The sequence below is a fragment of the Diaphorobacter nitroreducens genome (assembly GCF_002214645.1).
Taxonomy (GTDB): Bacteria; Pseudomonadota; Gammaproteobacteria; order Burkholderiales; family Burkholderiaceae_C; genus Diaphorobacter; species Diaphorobacter nitroreducens.
The window spans coordinates 683,395-706,958 of sequence record NZ_CP016278.1; the positions used below are offsets into that span (position 1 = coordinate 683,395).

Sequence of the window (23,564 nt, forward strand, 5' to 3'; positions counted from 1 at the left end):
AACTGCGACCCCTGCCTCTAGACTTGCGTGCTAAAAACGCACGAGCGTACTTTTCTTTCATCCACCCGAGATTCAAGAGGAACGACAGCATGACGGCTGAATACCAGGTCCACGGCGACGTGGCCGTGATCACCCTCAACAACCCGCCCGTCAACGGGCTTGGCTTGGCCACGCGCCAGGGCATCGTCGATGGCCTCGATCGCGCCCAGGCCGACGCGGCCGTCAAGGCCATCGTCATCACCGGCGCGGGCGGCGCCTTCTCGGGCGGCGCCGATATCAAGGAGTTCGGCACCGACAAGTCGCTGCAGGAGCCCAATCTGCACTCCGTCATCAACGCTGTCGAGAACTGCACCAAGCCCGTGGTGGCTGCCATCCACATCGTCTGCATGGGCGGCGGGCTGGAGTTGGCCCTGGGCTGCCACTACCGTGTGGCCGCGCCCGGCTGCAACGTGGCGCTGCCCGAGGTGAAGCTGGGCATCCTGCCCGGCGCGGGTGGTACGCAGCGCCTGCCGCGCGTGGTGGGTGTGGAGGCAGCGCTGAACATGATCGTCAGCGGCGAGCCGGTCAAGAGCGAGATGATCGGCGCCGTGCCCGGCCAGAAGCTGTTCGACAAGATGGCCGCATCGCCCGAATCGCTGGCCCAGGAAGCGCTGGCCTTCGCCCGAAGCGTGGCGGACGTGCGCCCGCTGCCGCTGGTACGCAACCTGCCGTGCAAGCACCCCGAAGGCGATGCGTACTTCCAGTTCGCGCGCAACATGGTCAAGGGCATGGCCAAGAACTTCCCCGCGCCCGCCAAGTGCGTGGACGCCGTGGAGGCGGCCACCAAGCGCAAGTTTGCCGACGGCCTGGCGTACGAGCGCGAACTGTTCATCAACCTGATGTGGACGCCCGAGTCGCGCGCGCTGCGCCACCTGTTCTTTGCGGAGCGTGCCGCGAGCAAGATTCCCGACGTCCCGTCCGAGACGCCCAAGCGGGACATCAAGAAGGTCGGCGTGATCGGCGCAGGCACCATGGGTGGCGGCATCAGCATGAACTTCCTGAATGCGGGCATCCCCGTGACCATCCTGGAGATGAAGCAGGAGGCGCTGGACCGCGGCATCGGCACGATCCAGAAGAATTACGAAGCCCAGGTCAAGAAGGGCAAGCTCAAGGAAGACAAGTACCAGCAGCGCATGGCCCTGCTGTCCACTACGCTGAACTATGCCGACTTGAAGGACTGCGACCTGATCATCGAGGCCGTGTTCGAAGAGCTCGGCGTGAAGGAGGCCGTGTTCAAGCAGTTGGACGCCGTGGCCAAGCCCGGCGCCATCCTGGCGTCCAACACCTCCACACTGGACGTGGACAGAATCGCCGCCTTCACCCAGCGTCCGCAGGACGTGGTGGGCATGCACTTCTTCAGTCCCGCCAACGTGATGAAGCTGCTGGAAGTGGTGCGCGGCAAGGCCACGGCCAAGGACGTGCTGGCCACCGTGATGGCCTTGGCCAAGAAGATCAAGAAGACGGCCGTGGTCTCCGGCGTGTGCGACGGTTTCATCGGCAACCGCATGATCGAGCGCTACAGCCAGCAGGCCGGCTTCCTGCTGGACGAGGGCTGCACGCCCCAGCAGGTGGACAAGGCCATCGAGAAGTTCGGCTTTGCCATGGGCCCGTTCCGCATGGGCGACCTGGCCGGCAACGACATCGGCTGGGCCATCCGCAAGCGCCGCGCCGTCGAGCAGCCCGACATGAAGTACAGCAAGACGGCCGACCTGCTGTGCGAGATGGGGCGCTTCGGCCAGAAGACGGGGGCGGGCTGGTACGACTACCAGGCTGGCAAGCGTGACGCGATTCCCAGCGACGTGGTGAACCAGATGATCGAGGAGCACCGCAAGGCCCTGGGCATCACGCCGCGCAAGGTGAGCGACGAGGAGATCGTGCAGCGCCTGGTCTATGCGCTGGTCAACGAGGGCGCCAAGATCCTGGAAGAGGGCATCGCCAGCAAGTCGGGCGACATCGACATGGTGTACCTGACCGGCTACGGCTTCCCCATCCACCGCGGCGGTCCCATGCACTACGCCAGCGAAGTGGGCCTGTTCAACGTGGTGCAGTCCATGAAGCGCTTTGCCCGCAACCCGCTGGATGACGCACGCGCCTGGGAGCCCGCGCCGCTGCTGGCCCGGCTGGCCGCCGAAGGCAAGGCCTTTGCCTGAGCGCCCGTTCGTCCGCCTGAAGCACGCAGAACAAGGAATATTGCAATGACCTCCGCAGTGATCGTTTCCACCGCCCGCACGCCGCTCGCCAAGAGCTGGAAGGGCTCGTTCAACATGACCCACGGCGCCACGCTGGGCGGCCACGCCGTGCAGCACGCCGTGCAGCGCGCGGGCATTGACCCCGCCGCCGTCGATGATGTCATCATGGGCTGCGCCAATCCCGAAGGCGCCACCGGCATGAACATCGCGCGCCAGATCGCGCTCAAGGCCGGCCTGCCCGTCACCACATCGGGCATGACCATCAACCGCTTCTGCTCCTCGGGCCTGCAGACCATCGCCACCGCCGCGCAGCGCATCATCGCGGGCGAGGGCGAGGTGTATGTGGCCGGCGGCGTGGAAAGCATCTCGTGCGTGCAGCAGGAGATGAACCTGCACATGATCCAGGACCTGGCCCTGGCCAAGCAAAAGCCCGAGATCTACTGGAGCATGCTGCAGACCGCCGAGCAGGTGGCCAAGCGCTACCACATCGGCCGCGACGCGATGGACGAGTATGGCGCCGCCAGCCAGCAAAAGGCCTGCGCCGCCCAGGCTGCCGGCCTGTTCGACGCCGAGATCGCGCCCATCACCGTCACCGCGGGCATCGCCGACAAGACGCTGGGCCTGATCACCAAGCAGGTCACCGTGAGCCGCGACGAGGGTACGCGCGAGGGCACCACCAAGGAAGGCATCAGCGGTATCCGCCCGGCCATGCCTGGCGGGCTGATCTCGGCGGGCAACGCCAGCCAGTTCTCGGACGGCGCGGGCGCCTGCGTGGTGGTGGGCGAGGACTACGCTGCTCGCAACAACCTCCAGCCCTTGGGCCGCTTCCTGGGCTTTGCCGTGGCCGGTTGCGAGCCTGACGAAATGGGCATCGGCCCCGTGTTCGCCGTACCCAAGGTGCTCAAGAAACTGGGCCTGACGGTGCAGGACATCGACCTGTGGGAGCTGAACGAAGCCTTCGCCGTGCAGGTGCTGTACTGCCGCGACAAGCTGGGCATTCCCGCCGACCGCCTGAACGTGAACGGCGGCGCCATCGCTCTGGGCCACCCCTACGGTGTTTCGGGCCAACGCCTCACGGGCCACGCCCTCATCGAAGGCAAGCGCCGCGGTGCCAAGCGCGTGTGCGTGACCATGTGCATCGGTGGCGGTATGGGCGCGGCGGGCGTGTTTGAAGTGCTGTAAGCGCCGATCCGCTTTCGGACTGAAACAACAAGCGCCCCGCGCAGACGATGTGGTCTGCGCGGGGCGTTTGCTTTTGTTTTGATAGCTGTCTGCGCTTGCTGCATGGGCGGTAGCAGGAGAAACGAGCGATATTTTTGTGAAACGGGTTCCTGTACAGGGAGCGACGCAGCGGGCCAGCCGCTGGAGGGTGCTGCAAGCGTCCTGAAGTTCCGCCCAGCAGGCGGCTGCGTGTGCGGACGATTAAACTTCTTTGAATTACTGGTTGTTACAACAATCCCTGCCCGTCTTCCTGGCTTGGACGACTCGCCAAAGAGTCGGCCACCTCTCCTTTGAACACTCCCATGGTCGCAAGCGTTCTCGTCGGCATGCTCTGCGCGCATCTGCTGTGCTTTGCGGTGATGTTCTTGCTGATCAGCAAACGGCTGCATGGGCAAAAAATGGGGATGGATCTTTTCGCGCTCGGCAACTTTCTGCTGGGCTCCGCCTATGTGCTGCAGCTGCTGGAGGGCGGCCCCGCCTGGAGTGCGATGAGTGTGTTGAACCACACGCTGACGCTGGCCTCCCCGGTGGCTTACTGGCTCGGAGCCATGTTTTTTTTTGGGCACGCCGTCCCCTTGCTGTCTCCACTTCTCGTATTTGGGGCGCTCTACAGCCTTGCGCAGGTACTGGTGCAATGGAGCTTGGGGCCGGTTGCACGCTACGCCATGCTTTCAGGGGGATCGGCACTCCTGTTTTTTGTGATGGCCCTGACGGTGATCTACGGCGCTCGCACATTTGCCAAGGATCTGTATGGCGAGATGGTCTTTTTTGCCGCGCTGATCAGCGGCCTATGCGTACTTAACGCGCTCAAGTTCATGAAGCTTCTGGATGGCGGCCTGGATGCATTGCAGATGGACCGCCAGTTCCAGCTGGTGTTCTACATCTACATGTCATTCCTGGCCACGGTGCTGCCGCCATCGATCGTCTGGCTGGTACTGCGCCGCTTGACCGATCAGTTGCGCCATATCGCTGCGCGCGACCCGATGACGCAGTTGCTCAATCGGCGAGGTCTCACCGAGGCGCTGCAGCTGTCTTTCAACCAGCGCCGGGCGGAGCATGCGCACTTGCTCGTTGTCGACGTTGACCATTTCAAGCGGATCAACGACACCTACGGCCACCACGCCGGAGACACCGTCCTGTGCCGCGTGGCGGAGATACTCCAGGCCACGGCGCGCCGTGGCGATTTGGTAAGCCGTCTGGGCGGGGAAGAGTTCGCGGTGATCTGCCTGAACACCGACTTTCCCGGGGCCATGCACATGGCGGAGCGATTGCGTGCAGCCATCGAGACGCAAACCATCGACATTGCAGAGGGCGGTCATCCGCTGCAGTGCACGGTCACGGTCGGGGTTTCACAGGGCTTTGCAGATGCACACGCCTTGGAGGCAGCCCTGCAACAGGCCGACGCGGCTCTGTACCGTGGCAAAGCCGCGGGACGCAACCGCGTCGAAACGGCCGGGCCGTCTATGGCCACCGCTTCGTACGCCTGAATCACAGGCAATACCGAGACGCCGAGACGGTGATTTGGCCAAAGCCCCGGTGTTCCAGCGCGCGATCCAATGGACCCCCGCGGTGCGCGTCGCCCAGCGGACAGGCTTCATCGGCCCGTCCCTTCCATAATTTCGCGCATGACCACCTCCCTGCGCTCCACGCTCGACTTCCTGCTCTACGACTGGCTCCAGGCTGAATCGCTCAATGCGCGCGAGCGCTTTGCGGACCACTCGCGCGAGACGTTTGACGCTGTGCTGGACACCTGCGAGCGCATCGCGCGCGAGAAGTACGCGCCGTTCAACCGCACGGTGGACACGCAGGAGCCCCAGTTCGACGGTGAGCGCGTCATCCTGCCCCAATGCACGTACGACGCACGCCAGGCATTTGCCGACAGCGGCATGCTCAGCGCGGCGCAGGACTATGCGCTGGGCGGCATGCAACTGCCGTATGTCGTGGAGTCGGCGGCCAACAGTTTCTTTGGCTGCGCGTCGATCAGCATTGGCTCCAACCTGCTGACCACGGGCAACGCCAACGCCATCCTGGTGCACGGCACGCCCCTGCAGCAGCAGGTGTTTGCCGCCAACGAATTCAACGGCCGCTGGGCGGGCACCATGTGTCTTTCGGAGCCGCAGGCAGGCTCGTCCTTGAGCGACATCACCACGCGCGCCGAGGCCGACGGCGCAGACTTCGAGGTCGACCCGCTGGGCCCGCGCTACCGCCTGCGTGGCAACAAGATGTGGATCAGCTCCGGCGACCATGAGCTGACCGAGAACATCGTGCACCTGGTGCTCGCCAAGATCCCCGGGCCGGACGGCAAGTTGGTGCCGGGAGTGAAGGGCATTTCGCTCTTCATCGTGCCCAAAAAGCTGGTGGATACCGATGGCCATCTGACGGGCGAGCGCAATGACGTGGCGCTGGCCGGACTGAACCACAAGCTGGGCTGGCGCGGCACCACCAACACGCTGCTGAATTTTGGCGAGGGCAGGTACCCCGTGCGCGGCGGCGCCGGCGCCATCGGCTACCTCGTGGGCCGGCCGGGCGAGGGCCTGAAGTGCATGTTCCACATGATGAACGAGGCACGCATCGCCATCGGCATGGCGGCAACCACGCTGGGCCTGGCTGGCTATTACGCCAGCCTGGACTACGCCAGGACGCGGCTGCAGGGCCGCCCGGTACAGGGCAGCACCAGCGCCGCGGGCAGTGCCGGCAAGGACGCCAGCCAGCCGCCCGTGCCGCTGATCCGGCACGCGGACGTCAAGCGCATGCTGCTTGCGCAAAAGAGCTACTGCGAGGGCGCGCTGGCGCTCAACCTGTACTGCGCGCGGCTGGTGGACGAGGGCCGCACGGGCGAGCCGCAGGCGGCGCAGGATGCGAGGCTGCTGCTGGAGGTGTTGACCCCCATCGCCAAGAGCTGGCCCAGCGAGTTCTGCCTGGAGGCCAACAGCCTGGCGATCCAGATCCACGGTGGCTATGGCTACACGCGGGACTTCCCCGTGGAGCAGTACTGGCGCGACAACCGCCTGAACATGATCCACGAGGGCACGCACGGCATCCAGGCCGCCGACCTGCTGGGCCGCAAGGTGGTGATGCAGGGCGGCGCAGGCCTGCAGCTGCTGGCGCGCACCATTGGCGCCACCATTGCCCAGGCGCGCAAGCATCCGGAACTCGCCTCCTGGGCGGACCAACTGGCCCAGGCCCTGCAGGACGTGGGCGAAGCCACGCAGGCCGCCTGGGCCACCGGCAACCCTACCGAGGCGTTGGCTAACGCCGTGCCCTACATGCAGGCCTTCGGCCACACGGTGCTGGCCTGGATGTGGCTGGACGTGGCGTGCAGCGTGCTCGCACGGGATGCTACTCTTTCAATAGCTGCTAGCGCCGGAAGGATGGGCGCTGCACGCTATTTTTATCACTATGAATTGCCGCGCATCGGTGCCTGGCTGCAGGTGGTGCGCCAGCGGGATCTGACCTGTGCGGCACTGGATGAAGACGCGTTCTGACGCCACGCGCTCTCCGCAGGGTGGTGGTCGCCCGCATGGGCAACGGTCTATGCTTGCCGCATGGATGCGCCCCAGACCCTGCTGATCGTCTACCACTCGCTGACCGGCGGCACGCGCCAGATGGCCGAGGCCGCGCGCGCCGGCGCCGCGGCCGAGCCCGCCGTGTCGGTGCGCCTGCTCCACGCGGCGCAGGCGGGGCCGGACGATGTGCTGGCCGCGCAGGGCTACCTGTTTGCCACGCCGGAGAACCTGGCGGCCATCAGCGGCCAGCTCAAGGACTTCTTCGATCGCTGCTACTACCCGGTGCTGGACCGCATCAATGGCCGGCCCTACGCCAGCCTGGTCTGCGCCGGCAGCGACGGCCAGAACGCCGCACGCCAGATCGCCCGCATCGCCACGGGCTGGCGGCTGAAGGCCGTGGCCGAGCCGCTGATCGTCTGCACCCACGCCCAGACGCCCGAGGCGATATTGGCCCCCAAGCAGATCGGCGCGGCGGACCTGGAGCGCTGCCGTGCGCTGGGCGAGGCGCTGGCCACCGGGCTCGCGCTGGGGGTGTTCTAGTGCTGCGACCCGAAAGTGTCGGGACATGAAAGTGCGCCTTCGCCCGCGAGGCGGCGTTGCCAATCCACGCAATCGCCACGGACGTTGCTGCGGTTCGCGCCTGGCCCTTGGGGCGAAGCCATCGATCGCCTTTTGTTCCTCTACTTCTCGGTTGCGGTACTAGGCCCTGCCCATCCAGCGGCGCAGCGCCGCGCTGGCCCAGTCCACCGCGACCGACAGCGCCAGCATCGCCAGGATCACCGTGCCCGCCTGCGCATGGTGGAACAGCGACAGCTCCACGTAAAGCAACTGCCCCAGCCCGCCTGCGCCGACGAAGCCGAGGATGGCTGCCATGCGGATGTTCATCTCCCAGCGGTACAGCGTGTAGGCCACCAGTTGCGGCGCCGCCCCGGGCAGCGTGCCGTACAGGAACGCCAGGGCGCCGCTGCTGCCAGCCTGGCGCAGCGCACGCGCGGCCGTGGCCGGGGTGTTCTGCAGCGCCTCCGCATACAGCCGGCCCAGCACGCCCGTGGTGTGCAGGGCCAGCGCCAGTGCGCCGGCAAACGGCCCCAGGCCCACGGCCAGGGCGGTGAGCGTGGCCCATACCAGCTCGGGCACCGAGCGCAGCAGGTTCAGCAGCAGGTTCCATCCCGCGCGCCGGCGCGGCAGGGCCAGCAGCAGGGCCAGCAGGGCGGCCAGCAGCGTGCCCACGATGGAGATGGCCAGCGTCTCCCACACGCCGCGTGCCACCTGCCGCAGCCAGGTGCTGCCCAGCTCGGGCGGGAAGAAGCCGGCGGCAAACTCCGCCATGCTGCGCGCCGCCTCGGCGGTGAAGAGCGCGGGCAGGTCCATGTCCAGCAGCCACAGGCTGGCGGCCAGGGCGGTCAGCACCGTCGCGGTCAACGCGCCGCTGCGCCAGCCCAGCGGCGCGACGCGTGCCGCGGGGGGCGCATCCAGCGCGCGGCGCAGCCCGCCCGACAGCGCGTCGGCCGCCAGCACCAGCAGCATGAAGGTCACAAGGATGGTGCACGCCTCGCCGCCGTTGAGCATCTTCATGGCCTGGTCCATGAGCTGGCCCAGCCCGCCCGCGCCCACGAAGCCCATCACCACCGAGGCGCGCACCGCGCATTCCCAGCGGTACACGGTGTAGGAGGTGAGTTCGCGCGCCGCCTGCGGCAGCAGGCCGTAGAGCAGGGCGATGGGCCGGCGCGCCCCACTGCGCGCCAGCGCCTGGGCGGGTGCGGCGGGCACGGATTCGAGGATCTCGGCATACACCTTGCCCAGCATGCCGCCGTAGGCCAGCCCCAGTGCCAGCACGCCGGCCGTCGGCCCCAGGCCGAACACGCGCACGAACACCAGTGCCCACACCAGCTCGGGGATGCCGCGCAGCACCGTGAGCACGCCGCGCGCTGCCGGGTTCAGCCGGGGGCGTTCGCGTGCAGCGTTGCTGGCCCAGTAGGCCAACGGCACCGCCAGCACGAAGGCCAATGCCAGCCCCGTAGTGGCAATCGCCAGCGTTTCCAGGGTGGCGCGCGCCAGCAGGGCCAGGAAGTCGGCCCCCGTTTCAGGCGGCAGAAACTGGCGCAGGAACCCGCCCAGCACGCGCAGGTTCTCGGGCGCCAGCAGAGCTGCCAGGTCAAAGCCCGACGCCTGCAACAGCGGCCACAGCAGCACCACGGCCAGCAGCGCGCCGCCCAGCCGACCGCGTGCGGCCGGGTCGCGCAGGTGCGGGGCGGGGTGCGTCAACGGCATGAGGCGTAGCTGCTGGTGGTCGGGGGCGGCGTGGGCGTTTCATCCGGCGGGAGCGCGCCGTCGCCGGGCGGGGCGTACAGCGCCTGCAGCAGATCGGGCGTGACCGCGCCGGCCGGCAGGTCGAAGGCGATGCGCCCCTCGCGCAGGCCCACCACGCGCGCAAAGCAGGCCAGCGCCAGGTTCACCGCGTGCAGGCTGGCGACCAGCGTGGCGCCACGTGCGGCCGCGTCCTGCACCAGCAGCTGCACGGTGGCCAGCGCCAGCGTGGGGTCGAGGGCAGAGACGGGCTCGTCGGCCAGCAGCAGCGCTGGCTGCTGGTACAGCACGCGGGCAATGCCCACGCGCTGCAGCTGCCCGCCCGAGAGCTGGTCGCAGCGCGCGAACAGCTTGTCCTGCAACTGCACGCGCTGCAGCGCGGCGTGCGCACCCGGCAGGTCGGCCGGGTACAGCAGCGAGGCCAGCGCCTTCCATGCAGGCCATTGGCCCAGGCGCCCGGCCAGCACGGCGGTCACCACGCGCTGGCGCGGTGGCAGGGGCGGGGCCTGGTGCACGGTGCCGATGCGCGCGCGCAGCGCACGCGGCGGAGGCCACGAAGCATGGGGCGTGTCGGGCGACGACGCGCCCAGGGCGGAGCCCAGCACGTGCACGCGGCCGGCGCTGGCGGGCAGGGCTGTGCCCAGAAGGTTCAGCAGGGTGGTCTTGCCCGCCCCCGAGGGGCCGATCAGCGCCAGGCTCTCGCCCTGGCGCGCGGCCAGGGTGATGCCGCGCAGCGCCACATGGCCGCCGGGGTGGCATAGATCCACGCCGTCCAGCTCGAAGCTCATGGTTGCTCTTGTTTCAATAGCTGCTAGCGCTTATCCAGCAAGCGCTAGGGGCTGATTTGATCAAAAACGCCAATGGCGCACCCGCGGGCTACCTGGGCCAGGCCCGCGCGTGCAGGCGCACTTACTTCAGCAGGCCGGCCGTCTTGGCGGCGTCTTCGATGCCGTCGTAGTTGCGCGGCTCGGTGGCGATGAAGCGTGAGGCGCGCTGCAGCTCCAGGATGGCCTTGTGCTCGGGCTTGGCCGGGTCGAGCGCCAGGAAGGCGGCCTTGATCTTCTGCACCACGGCGGGATCGAGATCGCCGCGCACGGTCCAGTTGTAGTCGAAGTAGGGTGGGGTGGTGGCGAACACCCGTACCTTGGACGGGTCCACCTTCTTGGTCTCGACCAGCTTGTCCCAGACGGAGGCGTTGAGCACGCCGGCCTGCGCCTTGCCGGCGGCCACGAAGGCGACGGTGGCGTCATGCGCGCCGGAATAGGCCACGGTCTTGAAATCCCGCTCGGGCTGGACGCCGGCCTGCTGCAGGAAGTAGCGCGGCATCAGGCTGCCCGAGGTGGACGAGGGAGCGCCAAAGGCAAAGGTCTTGCCCTTGAGGTCGGCCAGGCCCTGGATGGCGGGGTCGGCGGTGATGAAGCGCGAGGTAAAGCGTGCGTCCTCCTCCCGCTGCACCAGCGGAATGGCCGTGCCGCCCGTGCGGATGCGCGCCTGCACGTAGGTGAAGCCGCCCAGCCAGGCCAGGTCCAGCTTGCGCGTGGCCAGGGATTCGACCACGGCGGCGTAGTCGGTTACCGGGGTGAACACCACCTTCATGCCGGTGGCCTGCGACAGGTACTCGCCCAGCGGCTTGAACTTGCGTTGCAGTTCGGTAGGCGCTTCGTCGGGGATGGCGGATACGCGCAGCACCTGCGGCTCGGCGGCCTGGGTGGAAAGGAAGGGAGAGAAGCTGGCGACAGCGGCGGCGGCTGCGGCAAAGCGGCGCAGCGCCGCACGGCGTGCGGTCGTTGAAGAGGTCATGGCGGTGCGGGAAAGTTGAATCGAGCGCGCTGCAAGCCGAGGGCCTGCGGGGTGTGCGCGAGGGCCGCCATTGTCGCCCAAGGTGGCGTCGGCTGCCCGGGGGGCGCGCGGCCGGCGGTGAACGCTCAGCCCGCCGCCTGGGGCGAGGGCAGCGCCGGGGGGCGCCGCCCCGGCAGCAGCAGCGCCACCCCCGCGGCCACCATCAGCAGCGCGCCCGACAGGCCGAAGGCGATCCAGTGCGTGCCGAAATGCTCATAGCCCCAGCCGCCCAGCCAGGCGCTGATCATCGCGCCCACCTGATGGCCCAGGTAGGCCCAGCCGTAGAGCACGCCCACCAGCCGCACGCCGAACATGTCGGCCAGGATGGCGGACGACAGCGCGATGCTGCCCGCCCAGGCAATGCCGCCGATCACCGAGGTGCCGTACAGCTCCAGGGTATTTCCCGCCAGCAGCAGGGCAAAGAAGCCCACGCCGCGCACGCAATAGATGGCGGCCAGCAGCTTGCGGCGCGGCAGCCGGTCGGCCAGGCGCCCCAGCACCATGGTGCTGGGAATGGCCACCAGCCCGATCAGGCCGATGCCGAAGGCGCTGGTGGTGGCGTCAAAGCCATGGTCCATCAGCATGGGCATGCCGTGCGTGCCCAGCAGGTTCATGCTGAAGCCGCAGGCGAACAGGCCCAGCGTGATCTTGAGGAAGGTGCCGGTGCGCATGGCCTGCAGCACCGTGTAGTGCTGCCCTGCGGGAGCCACCGGGTTCGCCGCACGAACGGGGCTGCCGGGCGGCGGGGCATCGCCATCGGCAGGCGCCTCGTCGCGGATCACCCACAGCGCCGTGGGCACGGTGATGGCGGTGAACAGCGCGGCAAAGCCCAGCAGCGTGGCCTGCCAGCTCAGATGCTGCAGCGCCATGCCCAGTGCGGGCGTCATGATGGCGATGCCAGCCATGGAGCCCGTGGACAAGAAGAACAGCGCCATGCCCCGGCGGCGGTTGAACCAGCGGCTGATGACCGGCGTGAGCGCCACCGGGCTGGTGAATCCCGCGCCCACGGACATGAGGATGCCGAAGCTCAGCAGCAGCCCCAGCGGCGTGCGCGTGTTCACTGCCCAGAGTGTCGACGCCACCAGCAGGACCGTGCCCGCCAGCAGCACGAAGCGCGTGCCCCGGCGCGCCACCAGCCAGCCCGCCAGCGGCATGGCCGCGCCGTAGCACAGCATGCCCACGGCAACGATGGACGACAGCAGGCTGCGCGAAAAGCCCAGGTCCTCGGCCATGGGCAGGAACAGAGGGCCCAGCCCCAGGCGCAGGCCCACGGTGAGGGCGGTGAGCACGGTGGCCGCGGCCACGATGTTCCAGCCGAAGTACCAGCGGGCCGGTGAGGAATCTTGAGAGGACATGGGAGCGACGGGCGTGGGGCCGGGTGAATGCGACCCTTGGTTGTAACGGCTGCCGTGGGCCGTGTGCGCCGGCTGCGGCCGGCGGCGCATCGCGATTGGCGATGGGGGCTGCCGCGGCGCGCGAGGGGCGGTGACCCGGTAGCCCGGTAGCCCGGTGGCCCGGTGGCCCGGTGGCCCCGCGGCGCGGCAGCGACGGCGTCAGCGGCGGAACAGTCCGTCCGCGTCGATGATGGACAGCTCCACGTAGCTCAGGCCCGTGCGGTCGCCGGGGCCGTAGCCCAGCTCCAGCCCGCCCAGGTCGTAGTGGCTCATGCCACCCAGCGCGGTGACGATCTTCTCGCGCGTGGGCTTGGGGCCGGCGCGGCGCAGGCCTTCCACCAGCACCTTGGCGGAGGTGAAGCCTTCCATCACCGAGGGCGACAGCGTCAGGTTGCCCTTGGCCTTGGCCAGAGCGGCGGCCTCGCGGTTGATGGCGTAGCCCATGGAGCGCACGTTGGGGAACACCTGCGTGACGATCACGCCGCGCACCGAGTCGCCCAGCTGGGCGACGAAGCCGCGGGATGCGTTGTTCGACACCGTGACCACCTGCATGGACGAGCCGGCCTTGCGCAGCGCTTTCACGCCGTCGCTCACCGCCACGCTGGAGCCGATCCAGATGACCGCCTGGGCCTGCGCCTGGATGAGCTGCGGCACGATGGTGGCGTAGTCCGGCTTGGCACGGTCGGCCTTGATCACGGCCACGGGCTTGCTGCCCACGTTGGCAAAGCCCTTCTGGGCACCGGCCAGGCAGTCCTCGCCAAAGCTGTCGTCCACATGCACCACAGCGATGCGCTGGACCATGATGGTGTGCAGGTGCTCCACGGCCTTCTCGGTCTCGGCCTGGTAGCTGGAGCGCACGTTGAACACCAGCGGGTTGGCGGGCTTGTGGAAGGTCATCGCACCTGTGGAGGGCGCCACCAGCGCCACGCCGTGCTTGGCCAGGTGCGGCAGGATGGCTTCGGTGTGCGGCGTGGCGCGGCTCATGAACAGCGCGGCCACGTTGTCGTCTTCGATCAGGCGGCGCGCGTTCTCGCCGGCGAGCTTGGGCTCGAACTTGTCGTCCAGCGTGATCAGCTTGATGCGCTCGCCATGCACGCCGCCCTTGGCATTGACGTGGTCCAGATACAGGTGCACGCCCGCGAGGGTCTCGCCCACGCTGGCGGCCACCGGGCCGCTGACGGCCGTGGTCTGCCCGATCAGGATGTCGGCCGAGGCGGCGCCGCCGCTCAGGGCGCCCGCCAGCAGGCAGGCGGCTTGCCAGGCGCGCAGGCGCCCATGGGGTTTCTGGTTCATGGTTCCTCCCTGTGCCCGCGTTGCACCAAGTGGGTGCATGGGCTGTGGTTTCGCACTGGCAGCGGGTAGCTGCAGTCCCTCAAAAGGTGCATATTGTGACCGCGATGTGGCACGGCCGGCGTACGTGGTGCGCGTGCCGCGCCAGAAAGGTCACATACCGGAACGCACATTCCCGCATCACGCACCTACCGTTGTCGAGCCAGCCCGGCCGCCGATGCTGCCAGCCGCACGGCGCGATAAACCGCGTGGCCAGGTGCAATGGGCGCGCCTGCACGGCGCCGCGCGCAGCCCGGCGACGCATGCCGGCGCGCCGGTGGCCGTGGCCGTGGCGCGCGCGCTCAGGCGCCGCAGCGCCGCGGGGGCCAGCCATGCCCCGCGCCCATCAGCGCCATGGGCCGCAGGGTGGGACATGCAGGCGCCGAGAATCCCCATGCCGGCCCGTCGATCCCATGGCCGTGGGGAAGGGGCCCCGCTTCAGCGTGGCCAGCGCCACCGTCGCCAGGCATTCCAATACGCAGGGGCCGGCACCGGCCCCAGCGGCGCTGTGGTCAGGGGTGTCAGGGGCCGTCCGTGGGCCAGGGCGCGTCGCCGTAGAGCTGCTCCACGCCGATGCCCGTGGCCAGGCGTTGCAGCGGCAGGGGCGGCGGGTCCAGCGGCAGCCGCAGGCGCTGGTAGGCGCCTTCACTGGACAGGCCGTAGGGCGCGGCGTCGCGGTTGTCGAAGGCGTAGAACACCCTGTCCGCGCCGGCCATGACCAGCGCCGCCAGGCACATGGGGCAGGGGTGGCCGCTGGCGTAGACCGTGCAGCCCGCCAGGCTGGGGTTCGCCCGCTGGCGCGTTGCGGCGCGCAGGGCCTGCATCTCGGCGTGGGTACTGGGGTCGTGGCTGTGCACGATGTCGTTCACGCCGGTGGCGATCACCTCGCCGCCGCGCGCGATCACCGCGCCGAAGGGCCGGCCCCCGCGGGCCCGGTTGTCGTGGGCCAGGTGCACGGCCCGGCGCAGCAGGGCGGTATCGGTGGACATGGGAACTCCTGAAAAATGAGCGGCCCCCGCTTTCCCCGCGGGCTCCGCGGCCGGATTGTCCTTTGGACACAAAAACCCTGCCGATGAATCACGCATGTGACATGTGTGGCGCGGGCCGCTCGCCACAATAGCCGCTCAAAATCCTGCCGCCGCGCCTCCGTTGCCCACTGTGGGCGATGGCACGGCGTACCACAGACTCTTGGGGAGATACCTTCATGGCCCGTACCGCGCAACAACTCTTCGACCTCTCGGGCAAGACCGCCCTCGTCACCGGCGGCTCGCGCGGCCTGGGGCTGCAGATGGCGCACGCGCTGGGCGAGGCGGGCGCGCGCATCATGCTCAGCTCGCGCAAGGCCGAAGACCTCGAGCAGGCCGCCGCCGAGTTGCAGGCCGCCGGCATCGACGCGCGCTGGGTCGCCGCCGACTGCGCGCGCGAGGAAGACATCCACCGCCTGGCCAGCGAGACGCTGCAGCGCATGGGCGACGTGGACATCCTGATCAACAACGCCGGCGCGAGCTGGGGCGCTCCGGCCGAGGACCACCCCGTGGCCGCATGGGACAAGGTCATGAACCTGAACGTGCGCGGCTACTTCCTGCTGTCGCAGGCGATCGGCAAGCACAGCATGATCCCGCGCAAGAGCGGCCGCATCATCAACGTGGCATCCATCGCAGGGCTGGCGGGCAACCCGATCGAGATGAAGACCATTGCCTACAACACCTCCAAGGGTGCGGTGATCAACTTCACGCGCGCGCTGGCCTGCGAGTGGGGCGTGCATGGCATCGGCGTGAACGCGATCTGCCCGGGTTTCTTCAAGACCAAGATGGCCACCGTGCTCATCGAGACGCTGGGCGAGGAAAAGATGGCCGCGCACGCGCCGCTGCGCCGCCTGGGCGACGACGAAGACCTCAAGGGCATCACGCTGCTGTACGCCAGCGAGGCGGGCAAGCACATCACCGGCCAGTGGCTGGCCGTGGACGGGGGCGTGAGCGCGGTCATCGGCGGCTGACGGCAAGGGCGAACCACCGCGCCAGGGGCACTATCCTTGCGGTCTTTTTTTACCTTGAGCAAGGAGCTTCCCGTGCTGGATTTTGGTGCCGACATTCCCTTCGTCAAAGAGCTGGGCTTCACCCTGCATCACATGCAGGGCGGAACGTCCGAACTGCACTTCGAGGCGCGGCCCGAGCACATGAATTCCTACGCCGTCACCCATGGCGGCGCCACCATGACGCTGCTGGACGTGACCCTGGCCACGGCCGCGCGCAGCGATACGCCGGACATGGGCGTGGTCACCATCGAGATGAAGACCAGCTTCATGCACCCGGCGCGCGGCCCGCTGGTGGCCAAGGGGCGGCTGCTGCACCGCACGCGCTCGCTGGCCTTCGTCGAAGGGGCGGTGTACGACGCCGAAGGGCGCGTTTGCAGCCATGCCACGGGCACTTTCAAATACGTGCCCAAGGCCGTGCCCGGCGGCGTGTCCACCGACTGAGTTTTAAATGAAAAGTGGCTCTGTCGCTTATGTATCAAGCGCTAGAAGCTATTGAAACAATAGCAAAATTTAACCTGGAGATTTCGCATGCCACGCAACCAACAGATCCTCCTCGACAACCGCCCCCAGGGTGAAGCCACGGTGGACAACTTCCGCCTGGTCACCACCGATACGCCTGCATTGCAGGACGGCCAGGTGCTGGTGCGCCACCATTACCTGAGCCTGGACCCCTACATGCGCGGGCGCATGAACGACAGCAAGAGCTACGCCGCCAGCCAGCCGCTGGGCGAGGTGATGATCGGCGGGACGGTGGGCGAGGTCGTCGAGAGCCGCCACCCGGCCTATGCCGTGGGCGACAAGGTGGTCGGCATGGGCGGCTGGCAGGAGTACAGCGTGGCCGACGGCAACACGCCCGGCATGCTGCGCAAGGTGGATACCACCCACGTGCCGCTGTCGGCCTACCTGGGGGCCGTGGGCATGCCCGGCGTGACCGCCTGGTACGGCCTGGTGAAGATCATCGCCCCGAAGGCGGGCGAGACCGTGGTTGTGAGCGCCGCCAGCGGCGCCGTGGGCAGTGCCTTCGGCGCGCTGGCCAAGGCGCGCGGCTGCCGCGTGGTGGGCATTGCCGGCGGCCCGGACAAATGCCGCTATGTGACTGAAGAGCTGGGCTTTGACGCCTGCATCGACCACCGTGCGAACGGCGATTTGAAGAGCATGGCCCGCGCGCTCAAGGAAGCCTGCCCGGACGGCATCGACGGTTACTTCGAGAACGTGGGCGGCTACATCCTGGACGCCGTGCTGCTGCGCGCCAACGCGTTCGCCCGCGTGGCCGTGTGCGGCATGATCGCCGGCTACGACGGCCAGCCGCTGCCGCTGCAGAACCCCGCGCTCATTCTCATCAACCGCATGAGGGTCGAGGGCTTCATCGTCAGCGAACACATGGAGGTGTGGCCCGAGGCGCTCAAGGAACTGGGAGGCCTGGCGGCCAGCGGCAAGCTGCGCCCGCGCGAGACCATCGCCCAGGGCCTGGCCGCGGCGCCCGAGGCGTTCCTGGGCTTGCTCAAGGGCAAGAACTTCGGCAAGCAACTGGTGAAGCTGGTTTGACGGTGCAGTGGAGCTGGGCACGGTTTGACGACCTGGGCGTGCACGCGCTGCACGATGCCCTGGCCCTGCGCTGCCGGGTGTTCATCCTGGAGCAGGGCCCCTACCAGGACCCGGACGGTGCGGACAAGCACGCCTGGCACCTGCTGGGCCGCGCGCAGCCGCAGGGGCCGCTGCTGGCCACGCTGCGCGTGGTGGACCCCGGCGTGAACTACGCCGAGCCCTCGATCGGCCGCGTGGTCTGCGCGCCCGAGGCGCGCGGAAGCGGCCTGGGCCGCGCGCTGGTGGCTGAAGGGCTGGCGCAGTGCCAGCGGGTATGGCCGAGGCGCCCGGTGCGCATCAGCGCGCAGGCGCACCTGCAGCGCTTGTATGGCAGCCTGGGGTTTGCTACGGTGTCCGATCCCTATCTGGAAGACGACATCCCGCATGTCGAGATGCTGTGGAGCCCGCCGCCACAGGCCTGAAAGGGCGCAAGGCAGGGGCCGTCTTTCGCACCGCACCGGAGAGCGCGCATGACCGAACTCATCCTGCACCACTATCCCGCCTCGCCGTTCGCACACAAGGTGCGCTGCGTGCTCGGCTTCAAGCAACTGGCGTGGAAGTCGGTGATCGTGCCCAGCGTCATGCCCAAACCCGACGTGGTGGCGCTCACCGGCGGCTACCGGCGCACGCCCTTCCTGCAGATCGGGGCTGACATCTATTGCGACACGGCGCTGATCTGCGATGTGCTGGAGCATCTGCAGCCCGAGCCCGTGCTGTACCCGCCGCACCTCAAAGGCGTCTCGCGCGTGTTCGCGCAGTGGGCGGACATGGTGCTGTTCGGGGCCGCCATGGCTTACTGCCTGCAGCCGCGCGGGGCACAGGCGCTGTTCGCCGGCCTGCCCGATGGTGCGGCCGAGGCTTTTCGCAACGACCGCCGCGCCATGGGCACGGCGCGCACCCACCCGGCGGACGCCACGGCGGCCTACCGCTCGTACCTGCGGCGCATCGCCAACATGGTGGAAGAGCACGACTTCCTCTTCGGCGCCGAGCCCTGCGTGGCCGACTTTGCCGCCTACCACCCGCTGTGGTTCACGCGCGAATGCGTGCCGGTGATGGCCGACATTCTCTCGGCCACGCCGGCGGTGCTGGAGTGGATGGATCGCATGGCCGCGCAGGGCCAGGGCCGCGCGGAGAAGTTCAGCGCCCAGGACGCCGTCACCGTTGCCGCAGGCGCGCTACCCCAGCCGCTGCCCGCCGAGGCCTTCCAGGACGAGCATGACATCCCCTGGGCAGCCGCGTGACGATCACCGCCGAGAGCTTTGGGCCCGAGCCCACCGAAGGCACGCTGATCGCTGCCACGCGCACGCGCTACACGCTGGCGCGCACCGATCCGCGCGCGGGCGACGTGCATGTGCACTTCCCACGCGTGGGCTATGTGCTGCGCCGCGCCGCATGAGATTTCCATTCATAGACCGCAGGAGACACACAGCATGATCGACAACTTCGCCGGCAAGACCGCCGTGCTCACGGGGGCGGGCTCGGGCTTTGGCCTGGAGTGCGCCCGCATCGGCGCGCGCCTGGGCATGAACCTGGTCCTGGTGGACGTGCAGCAGGACGCGCTGGAGCGCGCCGCCGTGGAGCTGGCCGCCGCTGGCGCCCCCGTGCTGGCGCGCCGGGTGGACGTGTCCAGCGCCGCGCAGATGGAGCAGCTGGCGCAGGACGTGGTGCAGCACTTTGGCGCGCCGCACCTGGTGTTCAACAACGCGGGCGTGGGATCGGGCGGGCTGGTGTGGGAGAACTCGGCCCGCGACTGGGAATGGGTGCTGGGCGTGAACCTCATGGGCGTGGTGCACGGCGTGCGCCTGTTCACCCCGCTGATGCTGCAGGCCGCCAAGGACGACCCCGCCTGGCGCGGGCACATCGTCAATACCGCCAGCATGGCCGGCTTGCTGGCCCCGCCCAACATGGGCATCTACAACGTCAGCAAGCACGCCGTGGTGGCACTGAGCGAGACGCTGTACCAGGACCTGGCGCTGGTCACCGACCAGGTGGGCGCCAGCGTGCTGTGTCCGTATTTCGTGCCCACGGGCATCAGCCAGAGCGAGCGCAACCGCCCGCAGGTGCTGGCGGACGAGCGGCCCACCAAGAGCCAGCTCATCGGCCAGGCCATGATCGGCAAGGCCGTCACCAGCGGCAAGGTGACGGCCGCCGAGGTGGCGCAGAAGGTCTTCGACGCCGTGGCGGCGGGGCAGTTCTACATCTACAGCCACCCGCAGGCGCTGGGGGCCGTGCGCACGCGCATGGAAGACGTGGTGCAGGCACGCAACCCCACCGACCCGTTCGCGGACAAACCCGAGCTGGGGGCGCAACTGCGGGCGGCGTTGCGCGCGCAGTGACCGGCTTTTGAATTGAAATGGCTTCTGGCACTCGCTGGATCAGCGCTGACAGCTATTGAAAATGTAGCGTTTGCGCGTCCGCCCAGGTGCAGGGTGCGCAGAGCGTCCGCTCAGGGCGCCGGGCGCACCAGCCGTATGGGCAGGCGCGTGCTGCGGCCCACGTCGCCGCGGGCCTCGCCGCTGGTCATGTCCACGGCCCAGCCCTGCTGCACCGACAGGCTGCTCTCGCCCGCGCCGCCGCGCGCCACATTGCCGTAGGCGTAGGGGTTCACGCTGAGGGTGTTGACGCTGGCGGTGCCGGTCCAGTGCCATTCCAGGGGCGCATTGGGAAAGAGTTGGGGGTCGACCGAGGGCGGCTGCGCGTTGCGGTTGACCAGGCGGCGCAGCTCGGGCACGCGCGGCAGGCGCCAGCGCACGCCCTCGTCCTTCCAGCGCTGGCGCACCAGCGCCTGGGCCTCGCCGTAGGTGTAGCGCAGGGCCACGCCGGTGCAGGTGGCGCCTGTCCATTGCATGCCCTGCGCGCAGCGCGGCCAGGCCAGCCGCGCCTGCGTATCGATCACCAGCGCGCCGTCGGGCGACGGCACCAGCACCGGCTGGGCGGGCGCGACCGGAACGGGCGGGGCGTCGTCGGCCTCGTCCTCACGGTCCGCGGCGGCGAGGGCGGGCGCGGCCAGGAGCAGGGCGCCAGCGCACAGGGCCAGGGTGGCGGCCCAGCCGCGCAGGGCGGGGGCGATCGGGGGCAGGGGCATGCGGTGTCTCCGGGCGAGGCAGTACAGGACGGCAGGAACAGTGCGGCCGAGCCGCGCACGCGATTGTCGGGCGGCGGCAAGGCCAGGCAACCCGTGAACAGCGGGCAGGAAGGGCGGCTTTTGCGGCCATCGAACGCACGCGGGTGCCGGCCGCGGCGCTGCATGGGGGGCGATGTGGGCCTTCGCGCAGCGCGTCAGCACGATCCGGCCAGTGTGGCGACAATCGCCCGAATGCCCTTTTCCCCGTTCTTCCGCATGGCCCTGATCCTGGGCCTGCTCTCGGCCATCGGCCCATTTGCCATCGACATGTACCTGCCGGCGCTGCCGGCCATCGGCACGGCGCTGCGGGCCGACGTGGGGGCGGTGCAGTGGAGCCTGACGGCCTTCTTCCTCGCACTGGGCGTGGGCCAGTTGGTCTACGGCCCGGTGTCCGACATGGTCGGGCGCAGGCCGCCGCTGTTCTTCGGGCTGGGGCTGTTCACGCTGGCCAGCGTGGGCTGCGCGCTGGCGACCGACGTGCACACGCTGGTGCTGCTGCGCTTTGTGCAGGGGTTGGGCGCGGCGGCGGGCATGGTGATTCCGCGCGCGGTGGTGCGCGACCTGCACACGGGCACCGAGGCGGCCCGGCTCATGTCGCTGCTGATGCTGGTGTTCAGCGTGTCGCCCTTGTTGGCGCCATTGGTGGGCAGCGGCGTGATCGCGCTGGCCGGCTGGCGCGGCGTGTTCTGGGTGGTGGCGGTGGCGGCGCTGGCCGGGCTGGTGTTGGTCCAGCGGGTGCTGCACGAGACACGGCCCGCCGGCCAGCGGGTGCGCAGCTCCGTGGGCAGCGCGGCCGCGGCCTACACGACGCTGCTGCGCGACTGGCACTACCTGGGGCTGGTGGGGATCGGCGGCTGCTCCATGGCGGGTTTCTTCGTTTACCTGGCGGGCTCGCCTTTCGTGCTGATCAACCACTACGGGTTGTCGCCCGTGCAGTACAGCGTGGCGTTTTCGGTCAACGCGGCGGCCTTCTTCGCCAGCGCGCAGCTCACGGCGCGGCTGGGGCGGCGCTACGGCATGGCGCCGGTGGTGAAGGCGGCCGCCAGCGGCGCGGGCGCGGTCATGCTTGCCCTGCTGGCGCATTACCTGCTGGGCGGCGACCGGCTGGCCGTGCTGCTGGTGCTGTACTTCGTCGCCAGCGCGCTGATGGGGCTGGTGATCCCCACCACCTCCGTGCTGGCGCTGGAGGAGCACGGCACTATTGCGGGGACGGCGTCCGCCCTCATGGGCACGCTGCAGATGCTGATCGGCACCCTCGCCATGGCGGCGGTGGGCCTGTTTGCCAGCGACGCGCCCCTGCCCATGGTGGTGGGCATGGCCACGGGGGCGCTGACGGGGGTGGCGTTGACCTGGATCACGCTGGGGCCGGCGGGCGCGCAGCGCATCGCGCACGGCGCCGCGAAAGACATCGCCCCGGAGCGCCGGCCATGAGCGGCTTACCCGTGCGTGCGCCGCCCCTGGCCGACGGCCTGCCGCAGCCCGCACGCCGCCAGGCGATGCTGGTCATCGTTCTCGGGCTCACGCTGGCGGTGCTCGACAGCAGCATCGTCAACCTGGCGCTGCCCGACATCGCACGCCAGTTGCAGTCGGGCGCGGCGCAGAGCGTGTGGGTGGTCAACGCCTACCAGCTCGCCACGCTGGTCGTGCTGCTGCCGCTGGCCGCGCTGGGCGAGCGCGTGGGCTATCGGCGCGTGTATCTGGTGGGCATGGCGCTGTTCGCGCTGGCGTCGGTGGGCGCCATGCTGGCGGCCAGCATGCCCGCCTTGATTGCCGCGCGGGCGTTGCAGGGCCTGGGCGCCGCGGGCGTGATGGCCGTGAACGCGGCGCTGGTGCGCCTGATCTATCCGCGCGCGCAGCTGGGCCACGGCATGGCCATCAATTCGCTGGTGGTGGCCACCGCGTCCATGGCGGGGCCGTCGGTGGCGGCGGCCATCCTGTCGGTGGCGTCGTGGCCCTGGCTGTTTGCCATGAACCTGCCCTTGGGCGTGGGAGTCTGGTGGCTGGGGCGGCGCGCGCTGCCGGCCAATCCTCCATCCGCCAACCATGCGCCGCGCTTTTCCGCCATCGACGTGCTACTCAACGGCGCCATGTTCACGCTGCTGTTCCTGGGCGGGGAGCAACTGGGCGTGCGCAGCGCGGCGCAGGGCGGCAGCGCGGCCACGGGTGCGATCCTGCTGGCCGTGGGTGTGGCCGTGGGGGCGGTGTTCCTGTGGCGCCAGCGCGGCCTGGCGGCGCCGCTGTTTCCGGTGGACCTGCTGCGCATTCCGGTGTTCGCCCTGTCGATGGGCTCGTCCGTGGGGGCGTTCTGCGCGCAGATGCTGGGCTTTCTGTCGCTGCCCTTCCTGCTGTTGGAGTCGCAGGGCCGCACCCACCTGGAGGCCGGGCTGCTCATCACGGCCTGGCCCCTGGCCACCGCCGTGGTGGCGCCGCTGGCGGGCCGATTGATTGGCCGCTACCCGGACGGCCTGCTCGGCGGCATTGGCATGGCGGTGTTTGCTGCCGGCCTGATCTCGCTGGGCCTGATGCCCGCGCAGCCCGCGGACTGGAACGTGGCCTGGCGCATGGCGCTGTGCGGTGCCGGCTTTGCGCTGTTCCAGTCGCCCAACAACCACACCATCGTCACCTCGGCCCCGCTGCACCGCAGCGGCGCGGCCAGCGGCATGCTGGGCACCGCGCGCCTGACGGGCCAGACACTGGGCGCCGTGTCGCTCGCGGCCATCTTCGCCCTGCGGCCGGGGCACGATGGAAGCGCGGAGTCGCTGGCACTGCTGGTGGCAGGGGCGTGCGCGGTGGTGGCGGGGGTGTGCAGCTCGCTGCGGGTGAGGCAGCGGTAAGAGGGCACGCGCCGTGGCGCTTGTGCGCCCCATGTGGGCGGTGTTCTTGGCCTCCTTTTGGCGCAAGAAGAACGTCGTGCGGGCGCGGCAGTCCGTGATCGTCAGATCGTCAGATCGTCAGATCGTCAGATCGTCAGATCGTCAGATCGTCAGATCGTCAAAA

The 23,564-nt window shown here is 69.1% G+C and carries 19 protein-coding genes and 1 pseudogene; 13 read left to right on the forward strand and 7 right to left on the reverse strand.

The window, feature by feature from the left end; translation table 11 throughout:
• Positions 1–89 precede the first annotated feature (89 nt).
• From BA022_RS03190 to BA022_RS03210, 5 genes are all read left to right on the forward strand, one after another.
• Complete coding sequence (locus tag BA022_RS03190; RefSeq protein WP_088886538.1) at positions 90–2,189, forward strand: 3-hydroxyacyl-CoA dehydrogenase NAD-binding domain-containing protein; 2,100 nt, start codon at positions 90–92, stop codon at positions 2,187–2,189.
• 45 nt (positions 2,190–2,234) lie between these two features.
• Positions 2,235–3,410, forward strand: a complete 1,176-nt coding sequence (locus tag BA022_RS03195) for an acetyl-CoA C-acyltransferase (RefSeq protein WP_011804956.1) — start codon at positions 2,235–2,237, stop codon at positions 3,408–3,410.
• Positions 3,411–3,751: 341 nt separating this feature from the next.
• Positions 3,752–4,936 carry a GGDEF domain-containing protein gene (locus tag BA022_RS03200; RefSeq protein WP_088886539.1) on the forward strand — a complete coding sequence of 395 codons (1,185 nt, stop codon included), beginning with the start codon at positions 3,752–3,754 and terminating at the stop codon, positions 4,934–4,936.
• A 138-nt stretch (positions 4,937–5,074) separates the two neighbouring features.
• Positions 5,075–6,934, forward strand: coding sequence for an acyl-CoA dehydrogenase (locus tag BA022_RS03205; protein ID WP_088886540.1), 1,860 nt, complete (start codon positions 5,075–5,077; stop codon positions 6,932–6,934).
• A 60-nt stretch (positions 6,935–6,994) separates the two neighbouring features.
• Positions 6,995–7,495, forward strand: a complete 501-nt coding sequence (locus tag BA022_RS03210; protein ID WP_088886541.1) for a flavodoxin family protein — start codon at positions 6,995–6,997, stop codon at positions 7,493–7,495.
• A gap of 159 nt (positions 7,496–7,654) precedes the next feature.
• Here BA022_RS03210 and BA022_RS03215 read toward each other — a convergent pair whose 3' ends face one another.
• The 6 genes from BA022_RS03215 to BA022_RS03240 form a co-directional block, all read right to left on the reverse strand.
• Positions 7,655–9,226, reverse strand: coding sequence for a PhnE/PtxC family ABC transporter permease (locus BA022_RS03215; protein WP_088886542.1), 1,572 nt, complete (start codon positions 9,224–9,226; stop codon positions 7,655–7,657).
• Positions 9,217–10,050, reverse strand: coding sequence for a phosphonate ABC transporter ATP-binding protein (locus BA022_RS03220; protein WP_088886543.1), 834 nt, complete (start codon positions 10,048–10,050; stop codon positions 9,217–9,219). The genes BA022_RS03215 and BA022_RS03220 overlap by 10 nt, the downstream gene beginning before the upstream one ends.
• 121 nt (positions 10,051–10,171) lie before the next feature.
• A complete protein-coding gene (locus tag BA022_RS03225) occupies positions 10,172–11,062 on the reverse strand; it encodes a putative selenate ABC transporter substrate-binding protein (RefSeq protein ID WP_088886544.1) in 891 nt (296 codons plus the stop codon).
• A gap of 125 nt (positions 11,063–11,187) precedes the next feature.
• On the reverse strand, positions 11,188–12,456 hold the full coding sequence (locus BA022_RS03230; RefSeq protein ID WP_187306005.1) for an MFS transporter: 1,269 nt from the start codon (positions 12,454–12,456) through the stop codon (positions 11,188–11,190).
• Between the two features lie 198 nt (positions 12,457–12,654).
• The gene (locus BA022_RS03235) at positions 12,655–13,788 is read right to left on the reverse strand and encodes an ABC transporter substrate-binding protein (RefSeq protein ID WP_011804964.1); all 1,134 of its coding nucleotides are present in this window, start codon (positions 13,786–13,788) and stop codon (positions 12,655–12,657) included.
• A 557-nt stretch (positions 13,789–14,345) separates the two neighbouring features.
• Complete coding sequence (locus BA022_RS03240; RefSeq protein ID WP_015913504.1) at positions 14,346–14,813, reverse strand: nucleoside deaminase; 468 nt, start codon at positions 14,811–14,813, stop codon at positions 14,346–14,348.
• Between the two features lie 215 nt (positions 14,814–15,028).
• On the opposite strand from BA022_RS03240, the gene BA022_RS03245 reads away from it, so the two are divergent.
• The 6 genes and pseudogenes from BA022_RS03245 to BA022_RS03270 all read left to right on the forward strand — a co-directional run bounded on the left by BA022_RS03245 (position 15,029) and on the right by BA022_RS03270 (position 19,779).
• On the forward strand, positions 15,029–15,820 hold the full coding sequence (locus BA022_RS03245) for an SDR family oxidoreductase (protein WP_011804965.1): 792 nt from the start codon (positions 15,029–15,031) through the stop codon (positions 15,818–15,820).
• A 72-nt stretch (positions 15,821–15,892) separates the two neighbouring features.
• Positions 15,893–16,300 carry a PaaI family thioesterase gene (locus BA022_RS03250; protein ID WP_015913503.1) on the forward strand — a complete coding sequence of 136 codons (408 nt, stop codon included), beginning with the start codon at positions 15,893–15,895 and terminating at the stop codon, positions 16,298–16,300.
• Between the two features lie 87 nt (positions 16,301–16,387).
• Positions 16,388–17,404 (forward strand): NADP-dependent oxidoreductase, encoded by a 1,017-nt coding sequence (locus BA022_RS03255; protein WP_088886546.1) that lies wholly within the window; start codon positions 16,388–16,390, stop codon positions 17,402–17,404.
• Positions 17,401–17,865 (forward strand): GNAT family N-acetyltransferase, encoded by a 465-nt coding sequence (locus BA022_RS03260; RefSeq protein WP_088886547.1) that lies wholly within the window; start codon positions 17,401–17,403, stop codon positions 17,863–17,865. Before BA022_RS03255 ends, BA022_RS03260 begins: the two co-directional genes overlap by 4 nt.
• 48 nt (positions 17,866–17,913) lie before the next feature.
• A pseudogene (locus BA022_RS03265) lies at positions 17,914–18,839 on the forward strand (glutathione S-transferase family protein).
• A 34-nt stretch (positions 18,840–18,873) separates the two neighbouring features.
• Entirely contained in the window at positions 18,874–19,779 is a 906-nt protein-coding gene (locus BA022_RS03270; protein WP_088886548.1) for an SDR family oxidoreductase, read from the forward strand.
• Between the two features lie 110 nt (positions 19,780–19,889).
• Here BA022_RS03270 and BA022_RS03275 read toward each other — a convergent pair whose 3' ends face one another.
• A complete protein-coding gene (locus BA022_RS03275) occupies positions 19,890–20,528 on the reverse strand; it encodes an Lcl C-terminal domain-containing protein (RefSeq protein WP_088886549.1) in 639 nt (212 codons plus the stop codon).
• A 231-nt stretch (positions 20,529–20,759) separates the two neighbouring features.
• On the opposite strand from BA022_RS03275, the gene BA022_RS03280 reads away from it, so the two are divergent.
• Both BA022_RS03280 and BA022_RS03285 read left to right on the forward strand, forming a co-directional pair.
• Complete coding sequence (locus BA022_RS03280; RefSeq protein WP_088886550.1) at positions 20,760–21,998, forward strand: multidrug effflux MFS transporter; 1,239 nt, start codon at positions 20,760–20,762, stop codon at positions 21,996–21,998.
• The gene (locus BA022_RS03285; RefSeq protein ID WP_088886551.1) at positions 21,995–23,401 is read left to right on the forward strand and encodes an MFS transporter; all 1,407 of its coding nucleotides are present in this window, start codon (positions 21,995–21,997) and stop codon (positions 23,399–23,401) included. The genes BA022_RS03280 and BA022_RS03285 overlap by 4 nt, the downstream gene beginning before the upstream one ends.
• Positions 23,402–23,564: the final 163 nt, after the last annotated feature.